We start from the raw sequence: 22091 nt of genomic DNA, 5'->3' as shown, positions 1-22091 counted from the left end.
CCATTTTTAGCAAAATTTGGCTGACGGCTTGACCGGTCAGCCTTTTGTGCTTGAACGCAATGGCTGATTTTGTCATTTTAATCAGCAAAAATTGCAAATTTCCTGCCCAATTTGCCCGCTTGCAGTAGTGATTTTTGACTGCTTGATTGGCGATTGGAAAATGACACCTCGTACAGTTTTTTATAATGCCACTTCCAACCGAGTCTTTCGTGTCGGATTGTGTAATCTCAACCAAAATATATTTCAGAGGCTATCTTAAAAAATGGCATATTCATATTCCGAGAAAAAGCGTATCCGTAAGAGCTTTGGTAAACGTCCACAAGTTCTGAACGTACCTTATCTATTAACAATTCAGCTTGATTCTTTTGCAAAATTTATCGAAAAAGATCCTGAAGGGCAGCAAGGTTTAGAAGCGGCATTCCGTTCAGTTTTCCCGATTGTGAGCAATAACGGTGCAACTGAATTACAATACGTTTCTTACGAATTAGGCGAGCCGGTATTTGATGTGCGTGAATGTCAAATCCGTGGCACAACCTATGCCGCTCCATTACGTGTGAAATTGCGTTTAGTGTCTTACGACCGTGAAGCTGCGGCCGGTACAATCAAAGATGTTAAAGAGCAAAACGTGTATATGGGCGAAATCCCATTAATGACCGACAACGGTACTTTCGTGATCAACGGTACTGAGCGTGTTATCGTTTCACAATTACACCGTAGCCCGGGCGTGTTCTTCGACTCTGACAAAGGTAAAACCCACTCTTCAGGTAAAGTGCTTTATAACGCACGTATTATTCCTTATCGTGGTTCTTGGTTAGATTTTGAGTTTGACCCGAAAGATAACTTATTCGCTCGTATCGACCGTCGCCGTAAGTTACCGGCAACCATCATCTTGCGTGCATTAGGCTACACTACCGAAGAAATCTTAAACTTATTCTTCGAGAAAGTTAAATTTGAAATTGCAGATAATAAATTATTAATGACCTTAGTGCCTGAGCGTTTAAGAGGTGAAACAGCGTCATTTGATATTGCAGCAAACGGCAAAGTGTATGTTGAAGTGGGTCGCCGTATCACCGCTCGTCACATTCGTGCGTTAGAAAAAGATAACGTGACACAAATCGAAGTGCCGGTTGAGTACATCGTTGGTAAAGTAGCAGCACAAGATTATGTTGATTTATCGTCAGGTGAAGTGATCTGCCCTGCGAATATGGAAATCTCAATGGAAATGTTAGCGAACCTTTCGGCAGCAGGCTATAAAGAGATCGAAGTACTATTTACCAACGATTTAGATCACGGTCCATACATTTCTGAAACATTACGTGTTGATCCAACTTACGACCGTTTAAGTGCGTTAGTGGAAATTTACCGTATGATGCGTCCGGGCGAGCCACCAACAAAAGAAGCGGCAGAAGCGTTATTTGATAATATGTTCTTCTCTGCAGAGCGTTACGATTTATCTGCAGTAGGTCGTATGAAATTTAATCGCTCTTTAGAGATTCCTGAAGGCGAAGGCACAGGCATTTTAAGCAACGATGACATCATCGGTGTGATGAAAAAATTAATTGAGATCCGTAACGGTCGTGGTGAGGTGGACGATATCGACCACTTAGGTAACCGTCGTATCCGTTCTGTAGGCGAGATGGCAGAAAACCAATTCCGTATTGGTTTAGTGCGTGTTGAGCGTGCAGTACGTGAGCGTTTATCTTTAGGTGATTTAGATGGCGTAACCCCACAAGATTTAATCAATGCAAAACCGATTTCTGCGGCAGTGAAAGAGTTCTTCGGCTCTTCACAACTTTCGCAATTTATGGACCAAAATAACCCGCTTTCAGAGGTTACGCACAAACGCCGTATTTCTGCATTAGGTCCGGGTGGTTTAACCCGTGAGCGTGCGGGCTTTGAGGTTCGAGATGTTCACCCGACTCACTACGGTCGTTTGTGTCCAATTGAAACCCCAGAGGGTCCAAACATCGGTTTGATCAACTCACTTTCTGTGTATGCTCGTACCAATAACTACGGTTTCTTAGAAACGCCATTCCGTAAAGTGGTTGATGGTCAAGTAACAGAAGAGATCGAGTACTTATCAGCGATTGAAGAGAGCAATAATATCATTGCTCAGGCGAACTCAAACTTAGATGAAAACTTCCGCTTTACTGATACTTATGTAACTTGCCGTCAGCAAGGTGAGTCAGGTTTATTCAAACCGGAAGAAGTTCAGTATATGGACATCTCAACTCAACAAGTGGTTTCTGTGGCGGCAGCGTTAATTCCGTTCTTAGAGCACGACGATGCGAACCGTGCGTTAATGGGTGCGAACATGCAACGTCAGGCAGTTCCAACATTGCGTGCGGACAAACCGTTAGTCGGTACCGGTATGGAAAAACCAATCGCTCTCGATTCAGGGGTTGCGATTGTGGCAAAACGTGGTGGTACAGTTCAATATGTTGATGCATCTCGTATCGTAGTTAAAGTGAATGAGGATGAAACGATTCCGGGCGAGGCAGGTATCGACATCTATAACTTAATTAAATACACCCGTTCAAACCAAAACACTTGTATCAACCAAGTGCCTTGTGTGAACTTAGGCGAGCCGGTTGCTCGTGGTGAGATTTTAGCAGATGGTCCTTCAACAGACTTAGGTGAGCTAGCGTTAGGTCAAAATATCCGTGTGGCATTTATGCCTTGGAACGGTTATAACTTTGAAGACTCAATGTTAGTGTCTGAGCGTGTGGTTCAAGAAGATCGCTTCACTACAATCCACATCCAAGAGTTATCTTGTGTGGCTCGTGATACCAAATTAGGTTCAGAAGAGATCACGGCAGATATTCCAAACGTAGGTGAATCTGCATTAAGCAAATTAGACGAATCCGGTATCGTTTACATCGGTGCGGAAGTGAAAGGTGGCGACATCTTAGTGGGTAAAGTAACCCCTAAAGGTGAAACCCAATTAACACCGGAAGAAAAACTATTACGTGCAATCTTTGGTGAAAAAGCTTCTGATGTGAAAGATTCTTCACTTCGTGTACCAAACGGTACTTCAGGTACGGTTATTGATGTTCAAGTCTTCACCCGTGATGGCGTAGAAAAAGATAAACGTGCGAAAGAGATCGAAGAGCTGCAACTTCGTGAAGCGAAAAAAGATTTATCTGAAGAGTTAGAGATCTTAGAAGCCGGCTTATTCACTCGTGTTCGCAACTTATTAATTGAAGGCGGCGTGAAAGAGTCTGTACTAGATGGCGTTGCTCGTGAAAAATGGTTAGAACAAACTTTAGAAGACGAAGCAAAACAAAATCAATTAGAGCAGTTAGCAGAGCAGCACGAAGAGTTACGCAAAGAGTTTGAACGTAAACTTGAAATCAAACGTAACAAGATCATTCAAGGTGACGATTTAGCACCGGGCGTGTTAAAAGTGGTTAAAGTTTACCTTGCGGTGAAACGCCAAATCCAACCGGGTGATAAGATGGCGGGTCGTCACGGTAACAAAGGTGTTATCTCGAAAATCAACCCAGTTGAAGATATGCCATACGATGAAAACGGTCAGCCGGTAGAAATCGTATTGAACCCGCTGGGCGTACCATCTCGTATGAACATTGGTCAGATCTTAGAAACCCACTTAGGCTTAGCGGCTCGTGGTATCGGTGATCAGATCAACAAGATGATCAAAGAGCAACAAGAAGTAGCGAAACTGCGTGAATATATGCAAAAAGCGTATGACTTAGGACACGGTTCACAGGTTGTTGATTTAAGCACCTTCACAGATGAAGAAGTAATGCGTTTAGCACAAAACTTACGTAAAGGTTTACCGCTTGCAACACCTGTATTCGATGGTGCTCACGAAACGGAGATCAAAGGCTTATTAGAATTAGGTGGCTTACCGACTTCAGGTCAGATTACCCTTTACGATGGTCGTACCGGTGAGAAATTCGAGCGTCCTGTAACTGTTGGTTATATGTATATGCTCAAATTGAACCACTTAGTTGATGACAAAATGCACGCACGTTCAACTGGTTCTTATAGTCTTGTTACTCAACAACCGTTGGGTGGTAAAGCACAGTTCGGTGGTCAGCGTTTCGGTGAGATGGAGGTTTGGGCATTAGAAGCATATGGTGCTGCTTACACCTTACAAGAAATGCTCACAGTGAAATCGGATGACGTGAACGGTCGTACGAAGATGTACAAAAACATCGTAGACGGCACACATTATATGGAACCGGGAATCCCAGAGTCATTTAATGTAATCACCAAAGAGATTCGTGCATTGGCGATCGATATGGAGTTGGATGAGGCATAGTTCGTTTATGTAGGTGTATGCCTATAAACGAAATAACAAGCGGTTAATTTTGCAAAATTTTTTACAAATTCGACCGCTTGTAGACAAAATTTACTCGCCTGGTTTAGTAACGGGGCGAACTTAAAAACCTACCCTAGGGGCAAAAAAGTGAAAGACTTAGTGAAGTTTTTAAAAGCACAAACAAAATCAAGCGATGATTTTGATGTGATTAAAATTGGTTTAGCATCACCAGACAAGATCCGTTCTTGGTCTTTTGGTGAGGTGAAAAAGCCTGAAACCATTAACTACCGTACCTTCAAACCGGAGCGTGACGGTTTATTCTGTGCTCGTATCTTCGGGCCGGTAAAAGATTACGAATGTTTATGCGGTAAATACAAACGTTTAAAACACCGTGGTGTAATCTGTGAAAAATGTGGTGTTGAAGTAACGCAAACTAAAGTACGCCGTGAGCGTATGGGGCATATTGAATTAGCTTGCCCGGTTGCACACATTTGGTTCTTAAAATCACTTCCGTCCCGTATCGGCTTAATTTTAGATATGCCGTTGCGTGATATTGAGCGTGTACTTTACTTTGAAAGCTATGTAGTAACTGAACCGGGTATGACTGATTTAGAAAAAAATCAGTTATTAACTGAAGAACAGTTTATGGATGCTGAGGAGCGTTGGGGCGATGAGTTTGAAGCGAAAATGGGTGCAGAAGGTATCCAAGCATTACTTCGTGATTTAGACCTAGAACACCAATGCGAAACGTTACGTGAAGAATTACAAGAAACAAATTCAGAAACGAAACGTAAAAAAATCACTAAGCGTTTAAAAACCTTAGAAGCGTTCTTACAATCTGGCAACAAACCAGAATGGATGGTAATGACCGTTCTTCCTGTGTTACCACCAGATTTACGTCCATTAGTACCGCTTGATGGTGGTCGTTTTGCAACTTCTGACTTAAACGACTTATACCGCCGTGTAATTAACCGTAACAACCGTTTAAAACGCTTGTTAGACTTAGTTGCACCGGACATTATCGTGCGTAACGAAAAACGTATGTTACAAGAGTCTGTTGATGCGTTATTAGACAACGGTCGCCGTGGTCGTGCAATCACCGGCTCTAACAAACGTCCGTTAAAATCATTAGCGGATATGATTAAAGGTAAACAAGGTCGTTTCCGTCAAAACCTATTAGGTAAACGTGTGGATTACTCAGGTCGTTCTGTAATCACCGTAGGTCCATACTTACGTTTACACCAATGTGGTTTGCCGAAGAAAATGGCGTTGGAATTATTCCGTCCGTTTATCTACTCTAAATTAGAGAGCCGTGGCATTGCATCAACCATCAAAGCGGCGAAGAAAATGGTTGAGCGTGAAGAGCCGATTGTATGGGATATCCTTGCAGAAGTGATTCGTGAGCACCCAATCCTACTTAACCGTGCGCCAACGCTTCACCGTTTAGGTATCCAAGCGTTCGAGCCGTTATTGATTGAAGGTAAAGCAATCCAGTTACACCCACTCGTGTGTGCGGCGTTCAACGCGGACTTCGACGGTGACCAAATGGCGGTTCACGTTCCATTAACTCTTGAAGCTCAGTTAGAAGCTCGAGCGTTAATGATGTCAACCAACAACGTACTTTCACCGGCGAGTGGTGATCCGATCATCGTTCCATCTCAGGACGTTGTATTAGGCTTGTACTATATGACTCGTGAGAAAGTAAACGGTAAAGGTGAAGGAATGTACTTCCTTGATCCTCGTGAAGCGGAAAAAGCATACCGTACAGGTCAAGCAGAATTACACTCTCGTGTGAAAGTGCGTGTGACTGAATACGAGAAAAATGAAGCAGGCGAATTTGTTGCTAAAACGGAATTAGTAGATACTACAATTGGTCGTTCAATCTTATGGATGATCGCACCAAAAGGTATGCCATTTAGTTTGTTCAACCAAACCTTAGGTAAAAAAGCGATCTCGAAATTAATCAACGAGAGCTACCGTCGTTTAGGCTTGAAAGAGTCTGTGGTTTTAGCTGACCAAATTATGTACACTGGTTTCGCTTACGCTGCTCGTTCAGGTGCGTCTGTTGGTATCGATGATATGGTTATCCCAGAGCAAAAATACGCGATTATTGAAGCCGCTGAAGCTGAAGTGGCAGAGATTCAAGAACAATTCAATGGCGGTTTAGTAACAGCTGGTGAGCGTTATAACAAAGTAATCGATATTTGGGCTGCAGCAAACGAACGTGTTGCTAAAGCGATGATGGAGAACCTTTCAACGGAAGAAGTGATCAACCGTGAAGGTAACCCGGAAAAACAAGCGTCATTCAACAGTATCTTTATGATGGCGGACTCTGGTGCTCGTGGTTCTGCAGCTCAGATTCGTCAGTTAGCGGGTATGCGTGGCTTGATGGCACGTCCGGATGGTTCGATTATTGAAACCCCAATCACGGCAAACTTCCGTGAAGGCTTGAACGTTCTTCAGTACTTTATTTCAACCCACGGTGCTCGTAAAGGTTTGGCGGATACGGCATTAAAAACAGCAAACTCCGGTTACTTAACCCGTCGTTTAGTTGACGTGGCACAAGACTTAGTCATTATCGAAGATGACTGCGGTACACACGAAGGTATCGTGATGACTCCGTTAATTGAGGGTGGTGATGTAAAAGAAGCTCTGCGTGATCGTGTGTTAGGTCGTGTAGTAGCAGAAGACGTATTAAAACCGGGTACAGATGAAGTATTAATTCCACGTAACACCTTATTAGATGAAAAATGGTGTGATGTAGTTGATCGTGAATCAGTTGATGTAATCAAAGTACGCTCTGTTGTAACCTGTAATACAGACTACGGTGTGTGTGCGAAATGTTACGGTCGTGATTTAGCACGCGGACACTTAATCAACCAAGGTGAAGCGGTTGGTGTTATTGCGGCACAATCAATCGGTGAGCCGGGTACACAGTTAACGATGCGTACGTTCCATATCGGTGGTGCGGCATCTGCGGCAGCGAAAGAATCTAGCATTCAAGTGAAAAATGCAGGTACGATTAAGTTAACTAACGCGAAATTTGTAACGAACAAAGATGGTAAAATCGTATTAACGTCTCGTAATACTGAATTAACAGTTATTGATACATTCGGTCGTACCAAAGAGAACTACAAGGTGCCTTACGGTGCAGTGTTATCGAAACATGATGGTGCAGAAGTTAATGCAGGCGAAGTAGTAGCGAACTGGGATCCGCATACAATGCCAGTTATCTCGGAGGTATCAGGTCGTATCCAATTTAGCGATATCGTTGATGGCTTAACTGTAACTCGTCAAACGGACGAATTAACAGGTTTATCATCAATCGTGGTGCAAGATGTGGGTGAACGTGCAACTGCAGGTAAAGATTTACGTCCAGCTCTACGTTTAGTAGATAGCAACGGTAACGATATCTTAATTCCGGGTACAGATGTTCCGGCACAATACTTCTTACCAGGTAAAGCTATCGTAACCCTAGATGACGGTGCGGAAATTGCAGTGGGTGAAGCATTAGCACGTATTCCACAAGAATCTGTTGGTACGAAAGATATTACTGGTGGTCTTCCACGCGTTGCAGACTTATTTGAAGCTCGTAAACCGAAAGAGCCGGCAATCTTGGCGGAAATTTCAGGTATTGTTTCATTTGGTAAAGAAACCAAAGGTAAACGCCGCTTGGTAATTACTCCAGCTGAAGGAGAAGCGTTTGAAGAAATGATTCCAAAATGGCGTCAATTAAACGTATTCGAAGGCGAAATGGTACAGCGTGGAGATGTAATTTCAGACGGTGCAGAAACGCCACACGACATCTTACGCTTACGTGGTGTACATGCTGTAACAGACTACATCGTAAACGAAGTACAAGAAGTTTACCGCTTACAAGGGGTAAAAATTAACGATAAACACATCGAGGTTATCGTTCGCCAAATGTTACGTAAAGCAACCATTACCAATGCTTACGACTCTGAATTCCTAGACGGAGAACAAGTCGAAGTGGCTCGTGTGAAAATTGCTAACCGCAAACGTGAAGCAGAAGGCAAACCACTTGTTGAGTTTGAACGTGAGTTGCTTGGTATTACCAAAGCATCTCTTGCAACTGAGTCATTTATCTCAGCCGCATCGTTCCAAGAAACTACTCGAGTGCTTACCGAAGCAGCAGTGGCAGGTAAACAAGATGAGTTACGAGGCTTAAAAGAAAACGTAATCGTTGGTCGTTTAATCCCTGCAGGTACTGGTTTTGCTTACCACCAAGCTCGTGCAAAAAAACGTGCACAACTTGAAGCAGGCATCGTGCTAGCCCCTGGGTACGAAGCACCAGCTGCAAAAGAAAACTCATTTGTTACTGATGCAGACATCGAAGCTGAATTTGAATTTGTGGCAGACGATGCAACTCAAAGTCTAGCGGCAATGTTAAATGCAGGTGATGAAGAGTAGTTCTAGCCTTTAAAAAATTGAAAGCCCTCAGAATGGAAGTTCTGAGGGCTTTTAGTTTTTAAATAATAGAGAAAAATAATGAGAAGGAATTTTTGAATTTTAGATACATAACGCTAAAATTGAAAATTTCCTTACTTATCAAGCGCCTAACTGCTCCTACCTCTGAATTACCAATCAATTAAATTGCTCAAAACTTAGATAAATAGTTTCTCAATCTGCTAATATGCTCAAAATTTATTATATTAGGATTTAAAAATGTCGAAATATACTCTTAAAATTGTTACTAAGGGCTCGGAAAAGACTATGCAGCTTAGCCGTGGTAATACGAAATACATTCAAGCAGAAGAGAGTACCCAATACCAAATTTTCAATGAGCAGGGTGAGCTAGTACTTAACCCAAAAGTAGAAAAAGTAAATAAAGATGATTTAGCCATTTATGTTGAAGGTGAAACCCAGCCATCATTAATTTTAGAAGATTATTACGACACTTACCCGATTGAGGACAGGGCTTACTTAGCAGAGCATTCTGCCAGTTTGGCGACTTCAAGCCGTGAGGCCGTGCTTGCAACAGAAGTTACATCAGGTGTATCCTCTAAAGTTGTTTATGGTTTAGGTGCTGCTGCCTTGATTGGTGGTTTATTTGCTTTAGGTGGCGGTAGTGGTGGTGCTAAATCGTCAAAACCGAACGATCCTGAAAAACCAGTCGATCCAACTACACCTGAAGAACCGACAACGCCAGTTCAGCCGACAACGCCAGTTCAGCCGACAACGCCAACTGAGCCAAAGCCTGTAGATAAAGAGATTGCTCATCCAATTATCACTTTGAATGATGTTACAGCGGACAATATCATTAATATCTCAGAAAGTGGTGAAGTGATAAAAGTAAATGGAAAGGTGGCAAATGTTACCAATTCAGAAGCCAAAGTTGGCGATAAAGTGACCGTTCAAATTGGTAACGAGAAATTTGAAACTACGCTGAAAGCTGATTTAAGTTTTGAAGTCAATGCAAGCGGTCAATTATTAGCAACAAATAGCAAAGTGACAGTAACGGTAGAAACTTCTGATGCTGCAGGCAATACGCTTAGTACACTGGAGGAAAAAGTCTACACTGTTGATACTGTGTTAGAGAACCCAATCATCACATTGAAAGATGTGACAATCGACAATATCGTCAACATTGCAGAAAGCAACGAGGCAGCAATCAAGGTTGGCGGAATAGTCGAAAATGTAGCAAATTCAAATGCCAAAGTTGGCGATAAAGTGACCGTTCAAATTGGTAATGAGAAATTTGAAACTACGTTGAAAGCTGATTTAAGTTTTGAGGTCAATGCAAGCGGTCAGTTATTGGCAGCAAATAGCACAGTGACGATAACGGTAGAAACTTCTGATGCTGCAGGCAATACGCTTAGTACACTGGAGGAAAAAGCCTACACTGTTGATACTGTGTTAGAGAACCCAATCATCACATTGAAAGATGTGACAATCGACAATATCGTCAACATTGCCGAAAGCAACGAGGCGGCAATCAAGGTTGGCGGAACAGTCGAAAATGTAGCAAATTCAAATGCCAAAGTTGGCGATAAAGTGACCGTTCAAATTGGTAACGAGAAATTTGAAACTACGCTGAAAGCTGATTTAAGTTTTGAAGTCAATGCAAGCGGTCAATTATTAGCAGGAAATCGCAAAATCACTGCAACTCTTGAAACCACTGATGCTACAGGCAATCGTTTAAGTACGGTGAAAAACCACGATTACAAAGTAGATACCGATATTGCAGCGCCAACGCTTGTGATTGATAAGATCGCCACAGACGATATTATCAATGCGGTGGAAAAACGTGCAGAAACCATTACTATTACAGGTTCTGCAGTAAACGGCACTTTTGCTGAAGCGAAAGCAGGCGACAAAGTTGTGTTGCAAGTCGGCGGCGTGCGTGTTGAAGGGCAATTAACGCCAGAACTGACGTTTAGTATTCCTGTTAGTACCATTGCGTTGGTGAACCACAAATCGGTAAATGCTACCTTAGTAACTAGCGATGCGGCGAATAACAGTATTACTGCAACGGCAAATCGTGCAGTGAGCGTGGATACCGAGTTAGCCTTATCGGTTAAAATTGATAATATTGCGATTGATGATGTGGTAAATCGTGTGGAATCTCAGGGCGATATCACCTTGAAAGGCAGCTACACCGTTGACAGAGATGTGAAAGCTGGTTCAGTGAAAATTGCTATATTAATTGGTAGCGAATCACGTCAGGCTGTGGTGAATGAGGCGGATAAAACGTGGTCATTAGTGGTAAGAGGGCAAGAGCTAGCCACAGGCGAAGGCAGTCACCCACTTACGGCAACTATTCAGGCGGAGGATAACGCAGGAAACCAAAATTCGGCCACAACGGGCCATCAGTACACAGTAGATACTCAAATTGCGAAGCCAGTAGTGACTATTACTAGCATTGCAGACGATGATGTGATTAATTCCGTTGAGGCTAGAGGTTCGATCACTATTAAAGGGATTGTTGAAAACGTAGAGGGCGATGGCCCGGTGACGATTCTCTGCCCTTGCGAAAGCTGTACAGGCGGCTGGAAGGAAGTTGAAGCTCAGGTGATAGACGGCAAGTTTGAAGTAAATGTAACCGTTAGCGAAACTAGTTTGGCAAATGCTAAGCGTCAATCGTCCGAACGTATCGTGAAAGCAAAATATACCGCAGAAGATCAGGCAGGTAACACTGCTGAGGCAGACGAAGCGAGCCGTCCGTATGAATTGGATTTATACAAAGAGATCAACATTACCAAAATTGGTAACAACTTTGATTTCACTCCGTCTGAGACGACCCGTATTTATGGTAAGATAACGGAGTTCGGTACGTTAAACAATGCGGTTGCTTACGCTTATAATCAAGGCTTGAATGCTCGTTTTATTCGTATGCTGAAAGTGAAAATTGGTGAGAAAACTTACCAAGTTGGCTTTAATAGCGTGGAAAAAACCTTCTATGTGGATATTCCAAACAGCGATCTGCCACAAATTTCAGGCAAAGCGATTTCGTTAGATTTTGATGCTCCGTTAACCAATAACCGTTCGGGCACGGCAAACTACTACAACGGTGATACCGTGCTGAATGTGTTGATTACCAATGCAGATGGCTCTAAACGAGTGGATTCTGCTAGCCGCCTCGTGCCAACGGCGAAGCAGTTCACATTGGAAGGCGATATTTTGGTGAAAAACGGGGATAACAGCTACAGCGTGAAAGATTTCACTGCGGAGAAAGCAGAAATCAGCGGTACGGTGAAAGGCGATATTGCGGTGGGTGCGGAGATCGAGGTAAAAGTCGGCAACCAAACTTTCACTACGCAAGTAGAAGAAGGCAAAACTTTCAAAGTGGAAGTAGATCGTGCCTTGTTGCAAGACAATACGGAAAAAACCGTGACTGCTACCTTGAAATCGGATGCCACGGTGAGAGATGTTGAGGCGTATACGTCTGAAAATACGGCTTCTGAAGCCTTTAAATCGAGCCATAGTTTAGTAGATAGAGCGAAGCGTAATATCGATCATACCAGCGATAACTACAACTTCTTCTATCCGATTCACTTAATTGAAGGAGCTAATAGTGTAAGACAGGGCTTCCTAAGTAAATACGAACCGCCTGCAACGCAATCCCCAATGGTGGTGAAATATCACTTTGTAACGGCAGATGAAATCAGCCAGTTACCAAGCACTACGCAAGGTTTTGTAGGGTTAAATAACTCACAACGAGCAGCTCCACAAGGTTTAGATGCGGTATTTAAACTGGCGTTTAAAGAGATCAGTAGCAAGTCTAACGTGGTGTTTGAAGAGGTGGCAACCTGGCAAGAAGCGGCTAATGGTCAAGGTACCTTAATTTACGGTGGTAATACAGGGACAGCCTATGCCTTCTCCGGTGGTAATATCGTTTGGGGCGGAGGCGGTGGTGACAGCGACTACAGCTTCCAGTTAGCGATTCACGAAATCTTGCACGTTTTAAATATGGGGCACTCCCATCAATTATTCCCGGCTTACAGCCGTGATCTTCTTGGTGAAGCCACATTAGAGCACTCGAACTTATCGTACTACCGCCCTCGTTTATTTATGGGAATGCGTGATCTGCGTATGTACGATATGGCGTACCTGCACTATCGCTTCGGTGTGAACAGCGAACATCGTAAAGGCAATGATGTTTATACCTTTAAAACTTACGATGCTCTGAAATCTGACGGTGACATCTACATCTGGGACGGTAATGGGGTCGATACCTTCGATGCTTCCTCAGAGAAAGAGGGCGTGACCGTGAACTTGACACCAGGCTCGTGGAACTACCGTGGTGATAAGAAAAAATTCTTCGTCAGTGAAGGCTTCACTAATTACGATGTGAAATCCTACTTTGGTTTAGACGCAAGCGAAACCGTAAGTGGTAACTTGAATAACCGTGGCTCAACTTACTACGGTGGTGATACCAATCCACCAGCAAACCACGCTCAGTTTGGTAACTACAACTTTGATGGTCAATCGTTCATTGGCTATGGTACGCAGATTGAAAATCTCATCGGCTCGGCTTACAAAGATACGCTCACCGGCAACAACGCTGATAACAACATCTTTGGTGGGGCTGGCGATGATACGATTGCAGGTGGCTTGGGTAACGATTTCATCAACGGCGGTCAGGGCATTGATCTGATGTTTGGCGGCAATGGCGATGATACCTATGTGGTAGATAACTCAGGTGATGTAGCCACTGAAAATGTCGGCGAAGGTACGGATCACGTTTACAGTATCATTGACTTCAGCGAAGCGAATAAATTATTCGATAACGTGGAAGACCTTACTTTGGTTGGAATGACTGCGAAAGAGGCGACAGGTAATGATCTGAATAATATCTTACGCGGCAATGATATCGGCAATACCTTACGTGGTTTGGAAGGTAATGACACCCTTATTGGTGGCTTAGATGTAGATACCTTAATCGGTGGTGCAGGAGATGACATCTTCGTGTTTGAAAGTATGCTAAACGGCAAAGCGGACATCATTACCGACTTTAACACAGGCGATAAAATCAAGCTTTCGAAAGATATCTTTGGCTCATTGGCTAACGATTTATCGAACTTGAACGACCACCTGTTCTACGATCAAGCAAGCGGTCAGTTAAGCTATAACAGCGATACAACCGGCGTTGCAAATTCGGTGAATTTTGCAGTAGTATCAGGTTTACAAAGTCTTGAAGCAGAGAAGTTTATCTTAGCTTAAGCGAACATAGTTTAGTGCAAAAAAGAAAAACCCGATGGAAACATCGGGTTTTTTATTATTTATTGGTGTATTTGCAAAATTTCTGCGAAATTTAACCGCTTGTACGTCTAAAGTTGGGCAAATGCCTTATCTGCCGCCTCTAACGTACGAGCAATATCTTCATCGGTGTGAGCCAGCGACATAAATCCAGCTTCGAATGCGGATGGAGCTAAATATACACCTTGTTCCAACATTAAGTGGAAGAAGCGGTTGAATTTTGCTGCATCGCATTTCATCACCTCTTGGAAGTTGTTGATGGCTTGCTGTTCTGTGAAGAATAGACCGAACATTCCGCCTACATATTGCACTGTAAGTGGCACGTTGTGTTTGTCGGCAAGGGCTTTGAATCCTTCAGCTAATGTTTTGGTTTTCGCTGCGAGCAGTTCCTCATTGCCTGCTTTTGAGAGTTCGGTTAAGCATGCCAAACCGGCTGCCATTGCGATCGGGTTGCCCGAAAGTGTCCCAGCTTGGTAAACTGGGCCGGTTGGGGCGATGTGCTCCATAATCTCTTTTTTGCCACCGAAGGCTCCCACCGGCATACCGCCGCCGATAATTTTACCTAGCGTGGTTAAATCCGGTGTCACACCATAGTAAGATTGGGCTCCACCCAATGCGACACGGAAGCCAGTCATCACTTCATCAATAATAAACACCGAACCATATTGCGTGCAAAGCTCACGCAAGCCTTGCAAAAAACCTTCTTGTGGCGGAATACAGTTCATATTACCGGCAACGGGCTCAACAATTAAACAAGCGATCTCATTTGGATATTGTTCAAATGCTGCTTTTACCGAATCCAAATCATTGTAAGTACAAGTAAGTGTGTGCTTGGCAAAATCAGCTGGCACGCCCGGGCCGCTTGGCTGACCGAGAGTTAAAGCGCCTGAGCCTGCTTTTACTAATAGCGAATCAGAATGCCCGTGGTAGCAACCCTCGAATTTGATGATTTTATCTCGTTTGGTGTAACCACGAGCCAAACGAATAGCGGACATAGTTGCTTCTGTACCACTACTTACCATTCTCACCATCTCGATAGACGGCACTAATTTGCAGACTAATTCTGCAAGGGTGATTTCAGCTGCGGTTGGAGCCCCGAAACTTAAGCCATTCGGTACGGCCTTTAACACCGCATCAATAATTGCAGGGTGATTATGCCCCAGCACCATCGGGCCCCAAGAGCCGACGTAGTCTATATACTGTTTGCCATCGCTATCGGTGATATAAGCCCCCAGCGCCTTTTCAATAAAAACTGGTGTACCGCCCACACCCTTAAAGGCTCGAACAGGTGAATTTACCCCACCTGGGATCACTTTTTGAGCTTGTTCAAATAGTTGTTTTGAAACAGACATATTAATTCCTTATTTTAATTGCAAAAATTCCCTACTATTGTAATGAAAATGCTCCTCTTTCGCTAAAAAATTTTACGATTTTGTTGCCTTATGCTATCCTGCATACCTATTTTTGGACTCATTTTTTGAGGCAATCCCTGTATGTGGCTTACTTTTCTAACGGTTTTTATTGTTTCTTTTTTAGCCTTAATTGTGATGCGACCAGTAGCGGAATTTGTCGGTTTGGTTGATAAGCCAAATTTCCGCAAACGCCATCAAGGTTTGATTCCACTGATTGGGGGGATTGCTCTGTTTATCGGCAATATCACCTTTTATTTTATGCAGTGGCAAGATATGCGGTTACCGGAGCTTTACCTCACCGCGGTCACGATTTTGCTGATTATCGGGGTGCTGGACGACCGTTTTGATATTAGCCCGTTGTTACGAGCTGGCATTCAAGCCGGACTTGCAGGAGCGATGATTTACAGTGGTTTGTCGCTGAGTAGTTTAGGGCAAATTATCGCCCCTTTTAGTATTGAACTCGGCTGGCTCGGCGTGGTGTTTACTGTTTTCATCACGATTGGCGTAATTAATGCGTTTAATATGGTGGATGGCATTGATGGCTTGCTGGCAGGGCTTTCCAGCGTGAGCTTCGCCGGACTTGGCACGTTGATGTTTATTAACGGTGAGCCATCACTCGGTTACTGGTGCTTTGCAATTATTTTGGTGTTGCTCCCTTATGCTATGTTCAATCTCAGCTTGTTTGGGGCGAAATGGAAAGTCTTTATGGGTGACTCGGGCAGTATGCTAATCGGCTTTACCATTATTTGGATTTTGCTGTTAAGTACCCAAGGGCAAGGCTCACCGATTAGCCCGATTACCGGCTTATGGCTGATTGCTGTTCCGCTGATTGATATGGTGGCGGTGATTATTCGCCGTTTGAAAAAAGGTAAAAGCCCGTTCAAACCTGACCGCTTGCACCTACACCATTTAATGATGCGAGCAGGTTTGACTTCTCGCCAAGCTTTATTGGTGATAGTGCTTTGGGCAGGTTTTTGTGCCACCATAGGGGTGTTGGGTGAAGTCTATTACTGGAACCAATGGGTGATGATGCTGATGTTTATCGGCTTATTCTTACTTTATGCCTATTCAGTAACTCATGCTTGGCGTGTAACCCGCTTTGTTCGTCGTTTAAAACGCCGTGCGAAACGTAAACAGATCTAAGGAAATATGGTGAAAACATTATTTTATCGACTTTTAGTTATTCTTTTATTTACAGCAGTTGGGGCTGGAGCCGGGTTCGGTTTGAGTTACTCTCAACCTGAAAAATGGAAAGTAACGGCTCAATTTGAACAACCAAATGTGCCTGATTTAGGTAATTACTATTCGCTACTTTCTACCTATAATTTTTTAAGTAGTAATACGAAGGAGCTCAATAGCTCGGTTTCACAAAAAGAGGCTGTAGAGCAATCCTATGAGGAATTTAAACGCAATTTGAATTCGGCTGATTTACTCCAAGCCTATTTAGTGCAAACTGAAGAGGTAAAGTTAAAAGCGCAAGTTGAGAAGAAATCTCCTGAGCGGGTTGCGGCGGAATTGGCTGAGCAGTTTAGTTTCCAAAAAGATGGCGCTAGTAATACAGATAATGTGAGTTTAATTTCAGAAAATGCGGAAGAGGCACAGAAATTATTAACAGATTTTATTCCGTTAGTGAATACTCAGGCTCGTGAAAAATTAAATGCCGATTTAATTACGAAATGGAAGGTATTATTTCAGCAAATTAAAACTGCCTCTGAGTTAAATGTAGGCGAGAGAGGTATTCAAGATTGGTCAGCGAAATTGCAAATGATGCGTTCGGTTCAGCCATTAGATAACCAATTAAAAGCCTACCGTTTAGTGAAATCGCCAACTATTCCGTTAAAAGCAGAATCCCCAGATCGCCTATTTTGGTTAATGGCTGGAGCATTAGGAGGATTGCTTATCGGCTTTATGTTAAGTTTTGCAGTAAGAGTAAAAACTAATTTAACATTAGAAAAAGTATAATTAAAATGGTACACGTGTAGTGTGCCATTTCTCTTTTTAATGGATAAAGATGCAAATAACTAAATTTAATCGAATTTGTATTGTTGGTTTAGGCTACATTGGCTTACCCACCGCTGCCGCTTTTGCCAATGTGGGACGAAAAGTGATTGGGAGCGATATTAACCCCCACACTGTTTCCACCATCAACCAAGGCAAAATCCATATTGTGGAGCCGAAGTTGGAAGAAGCGGTTGCACAAGCGGTCAAAAATGGTTGTTTTTTTGCAACTGACAAGCCGCAGCCTGCGGACGCTTTTATTATCGCCGTGCCTACGCCGCTCAATGCTCGCCAGCCTGATCTTTCCTATATTCGAAATGCGGCTCTCGCCATTGCTCCCCATCTACGCCAAAGCAATTTGGTGGCGTTGGAATCCACCTCGCCTGTCGGCACAACCGAGCAATTAGCCCAATGGCTGAGTGAGGCTCGCCCCGATTTACAATTTCCGGCTGACGTACATATTGCCTACTGCCCCGAGCGAGTGCTGCCCGGCAAAATAATGACCGAAATCATTGAAAATGACCGCATTATCGGCGGCTTAAGCGAAAAATGTAGCCAACAAGCGGTGGATTTATACCAACTTTTTGCAAAAGGCGAATGCGTGAAAACCACTGCACGCACGGCGGAAATGTGCAAGCTGGTGGAAAACAGCTTCCGTGATGTAAACATTGCCTTTGCCAACGAGCTTTCAATGCTTTGCGATGAGTTGAACATCAACGTTTGGGAATTGATTGAGCTTGCTAACCGCCACCCGAGAGTAAACATTCTTGAACCGGGGGCTGGCGTGGGCGGACATTGCATTGCGGTCGATCCGTGGTTTATTGTGAAAAAATCCCCAGAATTAGCTCGCTTGATTCGCACCGCCCGAGAGGTGAATGACAGTAAACCGAATTGGGTATTTGAGAAAATCAAAGCAACGGTTGCCGAGTGTGCGGCAGAGAAAGATTGCAAGCCGAGCGAGCTGACGATTGCTTGTTTGGGCTTGGCGTTCAAGCCCGATATTGATGATTTACGTGAAAGCCCAGCGTTGCAGATTACCCAAAAAGTCGCCGCGTGGCACAAAGGCAAAGTGCTGGCGGCAGAGCCAAATATCCAACATATCGAGCTTGAAAATGCGGAATTGGTCAAGCTGGATTTCGCCTTGAAACAGGCAGATATTTTGGTGCTGTTGGTGGATCATTCCCTATTTAAGCAAATCCCAGCGGAGCAGATTTCACAACGCTTTATGGTGGATTGCCGAGGCGTATGGAGAAAATGATGACGGAGCAGATAGCAGATAAATGGCTTTCCGATTTTTTCGGCAGGGAAATCATTCAGGCGAAAGTACCGGCGGAGGATGTTGCCCAAATCGAGCAGCTCCAACAGCAAGGTTTTCAATTTGTGGAGGGCGAAATCGAATTTGCTCTCGAACTTGCAAACTTTTCGCCAAAAATGACCGCTTGCACGCCAGCGGAATTAGCAGCTCTAACAGAGCTTAAAAGTTTATTTGGTTCGGCTTTTCCAAACAGTCGTTTCCGCCCGCCCTATTTTTCGCTGCAGGAAAATCAGCGTTTTTACCAAAAGTGGATTGAAGCAGCGGTGAAAGGCGAATTTGATGATATTTGCTTGGTGCAGAAAAATGCACAAGGGCAAATTCAAGGCGGTGTGACGGTGCGGCTCGAACAACATCAACACGCCAAAATCGGTTTGTTAACAATTGCCCCAAATTTCCAAAAGCAGGGAATCGGCTCGGCATTATTGAATGCCGCCGCCAGTTGGGCGAAACAGCAAAATGTCAAACAGTTGAACATTGCTACCCAAACCAACAACCTAGCCGCCATTCGGTTATATCAACGTGCTGGGGCAAGCATACAAGCGGTGAATTATTGGTTTTATTTTGCAAATGACAACACACAACAGGACGTATGTAATACGCCCCTGCATAGGGGAGAACGATGACCCTCAATTTTATCCCTTTCAACCGTCCTCCGATTGTAGGCTCGGAGCTGCATTTCATGCAAAAAGCAATGGCGACAGGCAAACTTTCCGGTGGTGGTGAATTTACTCAAGGTTGTGAGCGGTGGCTGGAGCAGCACTTAACCCATTCCAAAGTGCTACTCACGCCTTCTTGCACGGCGGCTTTAGAGATGGCAGCGATTTTGCTTGATATTCAGGCCGGTGATGAAGTGATTATGCCGAGTTACACTTTCGTTTCCTCCGCCAACGCTTTTGTGCTGCGTGGGGCGAAAATCGTGTTTGTGGATATTCGCCCCGATACGATGAATCTTGATGAGAATCTTATTGAGCAAGCGATCACGCCGAAAACCAAAGCGATTGTGGCGGTGCATTATGCCGGTGTGGCGTGCGAGATGGAGAAAATAATGGCGGTTGCCCAAAAACACCTTTTGTTTGTGGTGGAAGATGCCGCCCAAGGGGTAAATGCGTTTTATCAAGGCGGGGCATTAGGTTCAATCGGGCATATTGGTTGCTATAGTTTTCACGAAACCAAAAATTACTCGGCGGGTGGCGAGGGTGGTGCGATTGTGCTGAATGATCCTGCTTTGATCGCCAGAGCGGAGATCTTGCGAGAGAAAGGGACAGATCGCAGCCGCTTTTTCCGTGGCGAGGTGGACAAATACCACTGGCAAGATATTGGCTCAAGCTTTTTGATGTCGGAAATTCAAGCGGCGTATCTTTATGCTCAACTTGAAGTTGCGGAGCAAATTAACCAAAAGCGGCTGGCACTTTGGCAGCATTATCAGCAGGCCTTTTCGCCGTTAGAACAGACTGGAAAAGTAGCGTTACCGAAAATTCCTGAACATTGCCAACACAACGGGCATCTGTTTTATCTGAAATTAGACGATTTGAGCGAGCGTTCAGCATTTATTTCGTTTATGAAAGCTCGGGGGATTTTAGCGGTGTTCCACTATGTACCGCTGCACTCCAGCCCTGCAGGGCAGAAATTCGGGCGATTTTCGGGGGAGGATCGTTTCACCACGAAAGAGAGCGAAAGGTTGGTACGATTGCCGCTGTTCTACAATTTAAGCGAGCAAGAGCAAGATCGGGTCATCAAAGCTGTGATTGAATTTATGCAGAAATAACAAAAAACGGCTGAAATTATTTCAGCCGTTTGTTTTTGCTCTAGACTTATTTATTAAGCGTAGTAAAGTTCAAACTCCACAGGGTGTGGGGTCATATTCACACGCTCAACTTCTTTACGGCGAATGCCGATGTAAGCTTCGATGAAATCTTTAGTGAATACGCCGCCTTGGGTTAAGAACTCGAAATCGTTGCTTAATGCATCTAATGCAACTTCTAAAGAAGATGCCACGGTTGGAATATCTTTCAGCTCTTCCGGCGGTAAGTCGTAAAGGTTTTTATCCATTGCATCGCCCGGGTGGATTTTGTTGATCACACCGTCTAAACCAGCCATTAATAATGCGGCAAAGCAGAGGTATGGGTTCGCCATTGGATCTGGGAAGCGAGCTTCTACACGAGTTGCTTTCGGGCTAGTTACTGCCGGAATACGGATTGAAGCAGAACGGTTACTTGCCGAATATGCTAACAATACTGGAGCTTCAAAGCCCGGCACTAAGCGTTTGTATGAGTTTGTGGTTGGGTTGGTGAACGCATTTAACGCTTTAGCGTGTTTGATGATACCACCGATGTAGTAAAGGGCAGTTTCAGATAAACCTGCGTATTTGTCACCCATAAACACGTTTTTGCCGTCTTTGCTTAACGACATATTACAGTGCATTCCCGAGCCGTTGTCGCCGGCAAACGGTTTTGGCATAAAGCACGCTGTTTTGCCGTGTTCCACTGCTACGTTTTGCACGATGTATTTGTAGATTTGGGTTTCGTCTGCTTTTAACGTTAAGCTGTTAAAGCGGGTTGCGATTTCATTTTGTCCTGCTGTTGCCACTTCGTGGTGGTGAGCTTCAATCACTAAGCCCATCTCTTCCATTAACAAGCACATTTCTGAACGAATATCGTGAGCGGTGTCGATTGGAGCCACCGCACAATAGCCACCTTTTTTCAGCGGGCGATAGCCATTGTTACCATCTTCAAATTTACGGTTGGTATTCCAAGCTGCTTCTACATCATCAATTTTATACGACACATTATTCGCTTCGGTGCTGAAACGAACATCATCAAACAAGAAAAATTCAGGTTCAGGACCAAACATCACGCTATCTGCAATACCTGTTGATTTTAGGTAATTTTCAGCACGAGTTGCGATAGAGCGAGGGTCGCGGTCATAAGACTGCATTGTGTTAGGGTCGTAGATTGAACAGCGGATAGTGAGGGTAGGGATGCGAGCGAAAGGGTCAACCACAGCGGTTTCAGCGATTGGCATTAAAAGCATATCGGCTTTATTGATTGCCTTCCAACCTTCAACGGACGAGCCGTCGAACATTTTGCCTTCCTCAAATAAGTCTTCAAGATCGTTGGCGACTAAGCTGACAGGCAGAGAAACTCCGTGTTCTTTACCTTTAATATCGGTAAATTTTAATAAGACAAATTTAATATCATTGTCTTGGATCAGTTTAGACACATTAGCGATAGCGTTTGACATAGTAAAATAAGTCCTCGTTGGAAAAATAGGAGAAAAATGATAAGAAAAACTTTGCTATCATAGCACTTTTTAGTGTGGTTTACATAAAAGAAGTTTCAGAAAAAGCATAAATTTTTGT

10 protein-coding genes are annotated in these 22091 nt (G+C 43.8%); 8 read left to right on the top strand and 2 right to left on the bottom strand.

All coding sequences use genetic code 11. From position 1 onward, the window contains the following. Positions 1-262 precede the first annotated feature (262 nt). The 3 genes from rpoB to A6B40_RS05575 all read left to right on the top strand — a co-directional run bounded on the left by rpoB (position 263) and on the right by A6B40_RS05575 (position 13972). Positions 263-4288: a DNA-directed RNA polymerase subunit beta gene (gene rpoB / locus A6B40_RS05585; protein WP_176671802.1), complete on the top strand. Its 4026-nt coding sequence runs from the start codon at positions 263-265 to the stop codon at positions 4286-4288. A 147-nt stretch (positions 4289-4435) separates the two neighbouring features. Further along, positions 4436-8719, top strand: coding sequence for a DNA-directed RNA polymerase subunit beta' (gene rpoC, locus A6B40_RS05580; RefSeq protein ID WP_025218144.1), 4284 nt, complete (start codon positions 4436-4438; stop codon positions 8717-8719). Positions 8720-8974: 255 nt separating this feature from the next. Further along, on the top strand, positions 8975-13972 hold the full coding sequence (locus A6B40_RS05575; protein WP_176671801.1) for an Ig-like domain-containing protein: 4998 nt from the start codon (positions 8975-8977) through the stop codon (positions 13970-13972). A gap of 107 nt (positions 13973-14079) precedes the next feature. Here A6B40_RS05575 and hemL read toward each other — a convergent pair whose 3' ends face one another. After that, positions 14080-15360: a glutamate-1-semialdehyde 2,1-aminomutase gene (gene hemL / locus A6B40_RS05570; protein WP_176671800.1), complete on the bottom strand. Its 1281-nt coding sequence runs from the start codon at positions 15358-15360 to the stop codon at positions 14080-14082. 141 nt (positions 15361-15501) lie between these two features. On the opposite strand from hemL, the gene wecA reads away from it, so the two are divergent. The 5 genes from wecA to rffA are packed head-to-tail and all read left to right on the top strand — an operon-like array spanning position 15502 to position 20498. Next, positions 15502-16563 (top strand): UDP-N-acetylglucosamine--undecaprenyl-phosphate N-acetylglucosaminephosphotransferase, encoded by a 1062-nt coding sequence (gene wecA, locus A6B40_RS05565; protein ID WP_025218141.1) that lies wholly within the window; start codon positions 15502-15504, stop codon positions 16561-16563. Between the two features lie 6 nt (positions 16564-16569). Next, positions 16570-17382, top strand: coding sequence for a Wzz/FepE/Etk N-terminal domain-containing protein (locus tag A6B40_RS05560; RefSeq protein WP_025342105.1), 813 nt, complete (start codon positions 16570-16572; stop codon positions 17380-17382). Between the two features lie 55 nt (positions 17383-17437). Further along, positions 17438-18676 carry a UDP-N-acetyl-D-mannosamine dehydrogenase gene (wecC, locus tag A6B40_RS05555; protein ID WP_336217241.1) on the top strand — a complete coding sequence of 413 codons (1239 nt, stop codon included), beginning with the start codon at positions 17438-17440 and terminating at the stop codon, positions 18674-18676. After that, entirely contained in the window at positions 18673-19356 is a 684-nt protein-coding gene (rffC, locus tag A6B40_RS05550; protein WP_236966857.1) for a dTDP-4-amino-4,6-dideoxy-D-galactose acyltransferase, read from the top strand. Before wecC ends, rffC begins: the two co-directional genes overlap by 4 nt. After that, entirely contained in the window at positions 19353-20498 is a 1146-nt protein-coding gene (rffA, locus tag A6B40_RS05545) for a dTDP-4-amino-4,6-dideoxygalactose transaminase (protein WP_176671798.1), read from the top strand. The genes rffC and rffA overlap by 4 nt, the downstream gene beginning before the upstream one ends. A 53-nt stretch (positions 20499-20551) precedes the next feature. On the opposite strand, the gene glnA is transcribed toward rffA, so the two are convergent. Beyond that, a complete protein-coding gene (gene glnA, locus A6B40_RS05540; RefSeq protein WP_176671797.1) occupies positions 20552-21973 on the bottom strand; it encodes a type I glutamate--ammonia ligase in 1422 nt (473 codons plus the stop codon). Positions 21974-22091 lie beyond the last annotated feature (118 nt).

Source organism: Mannheimia varigena, from assembly GCF_013377235.1.
GTDB classification, from domain to species: Bacteria; Pseudomonadota; Gammaproteobacteria; order Enterobacterales; family Pasteurellaceae; genus Mannheimia; species Mannheimia varigena.
This window is presented reverse-complemented; position numbering and strand designations above follow the sequence as displayed.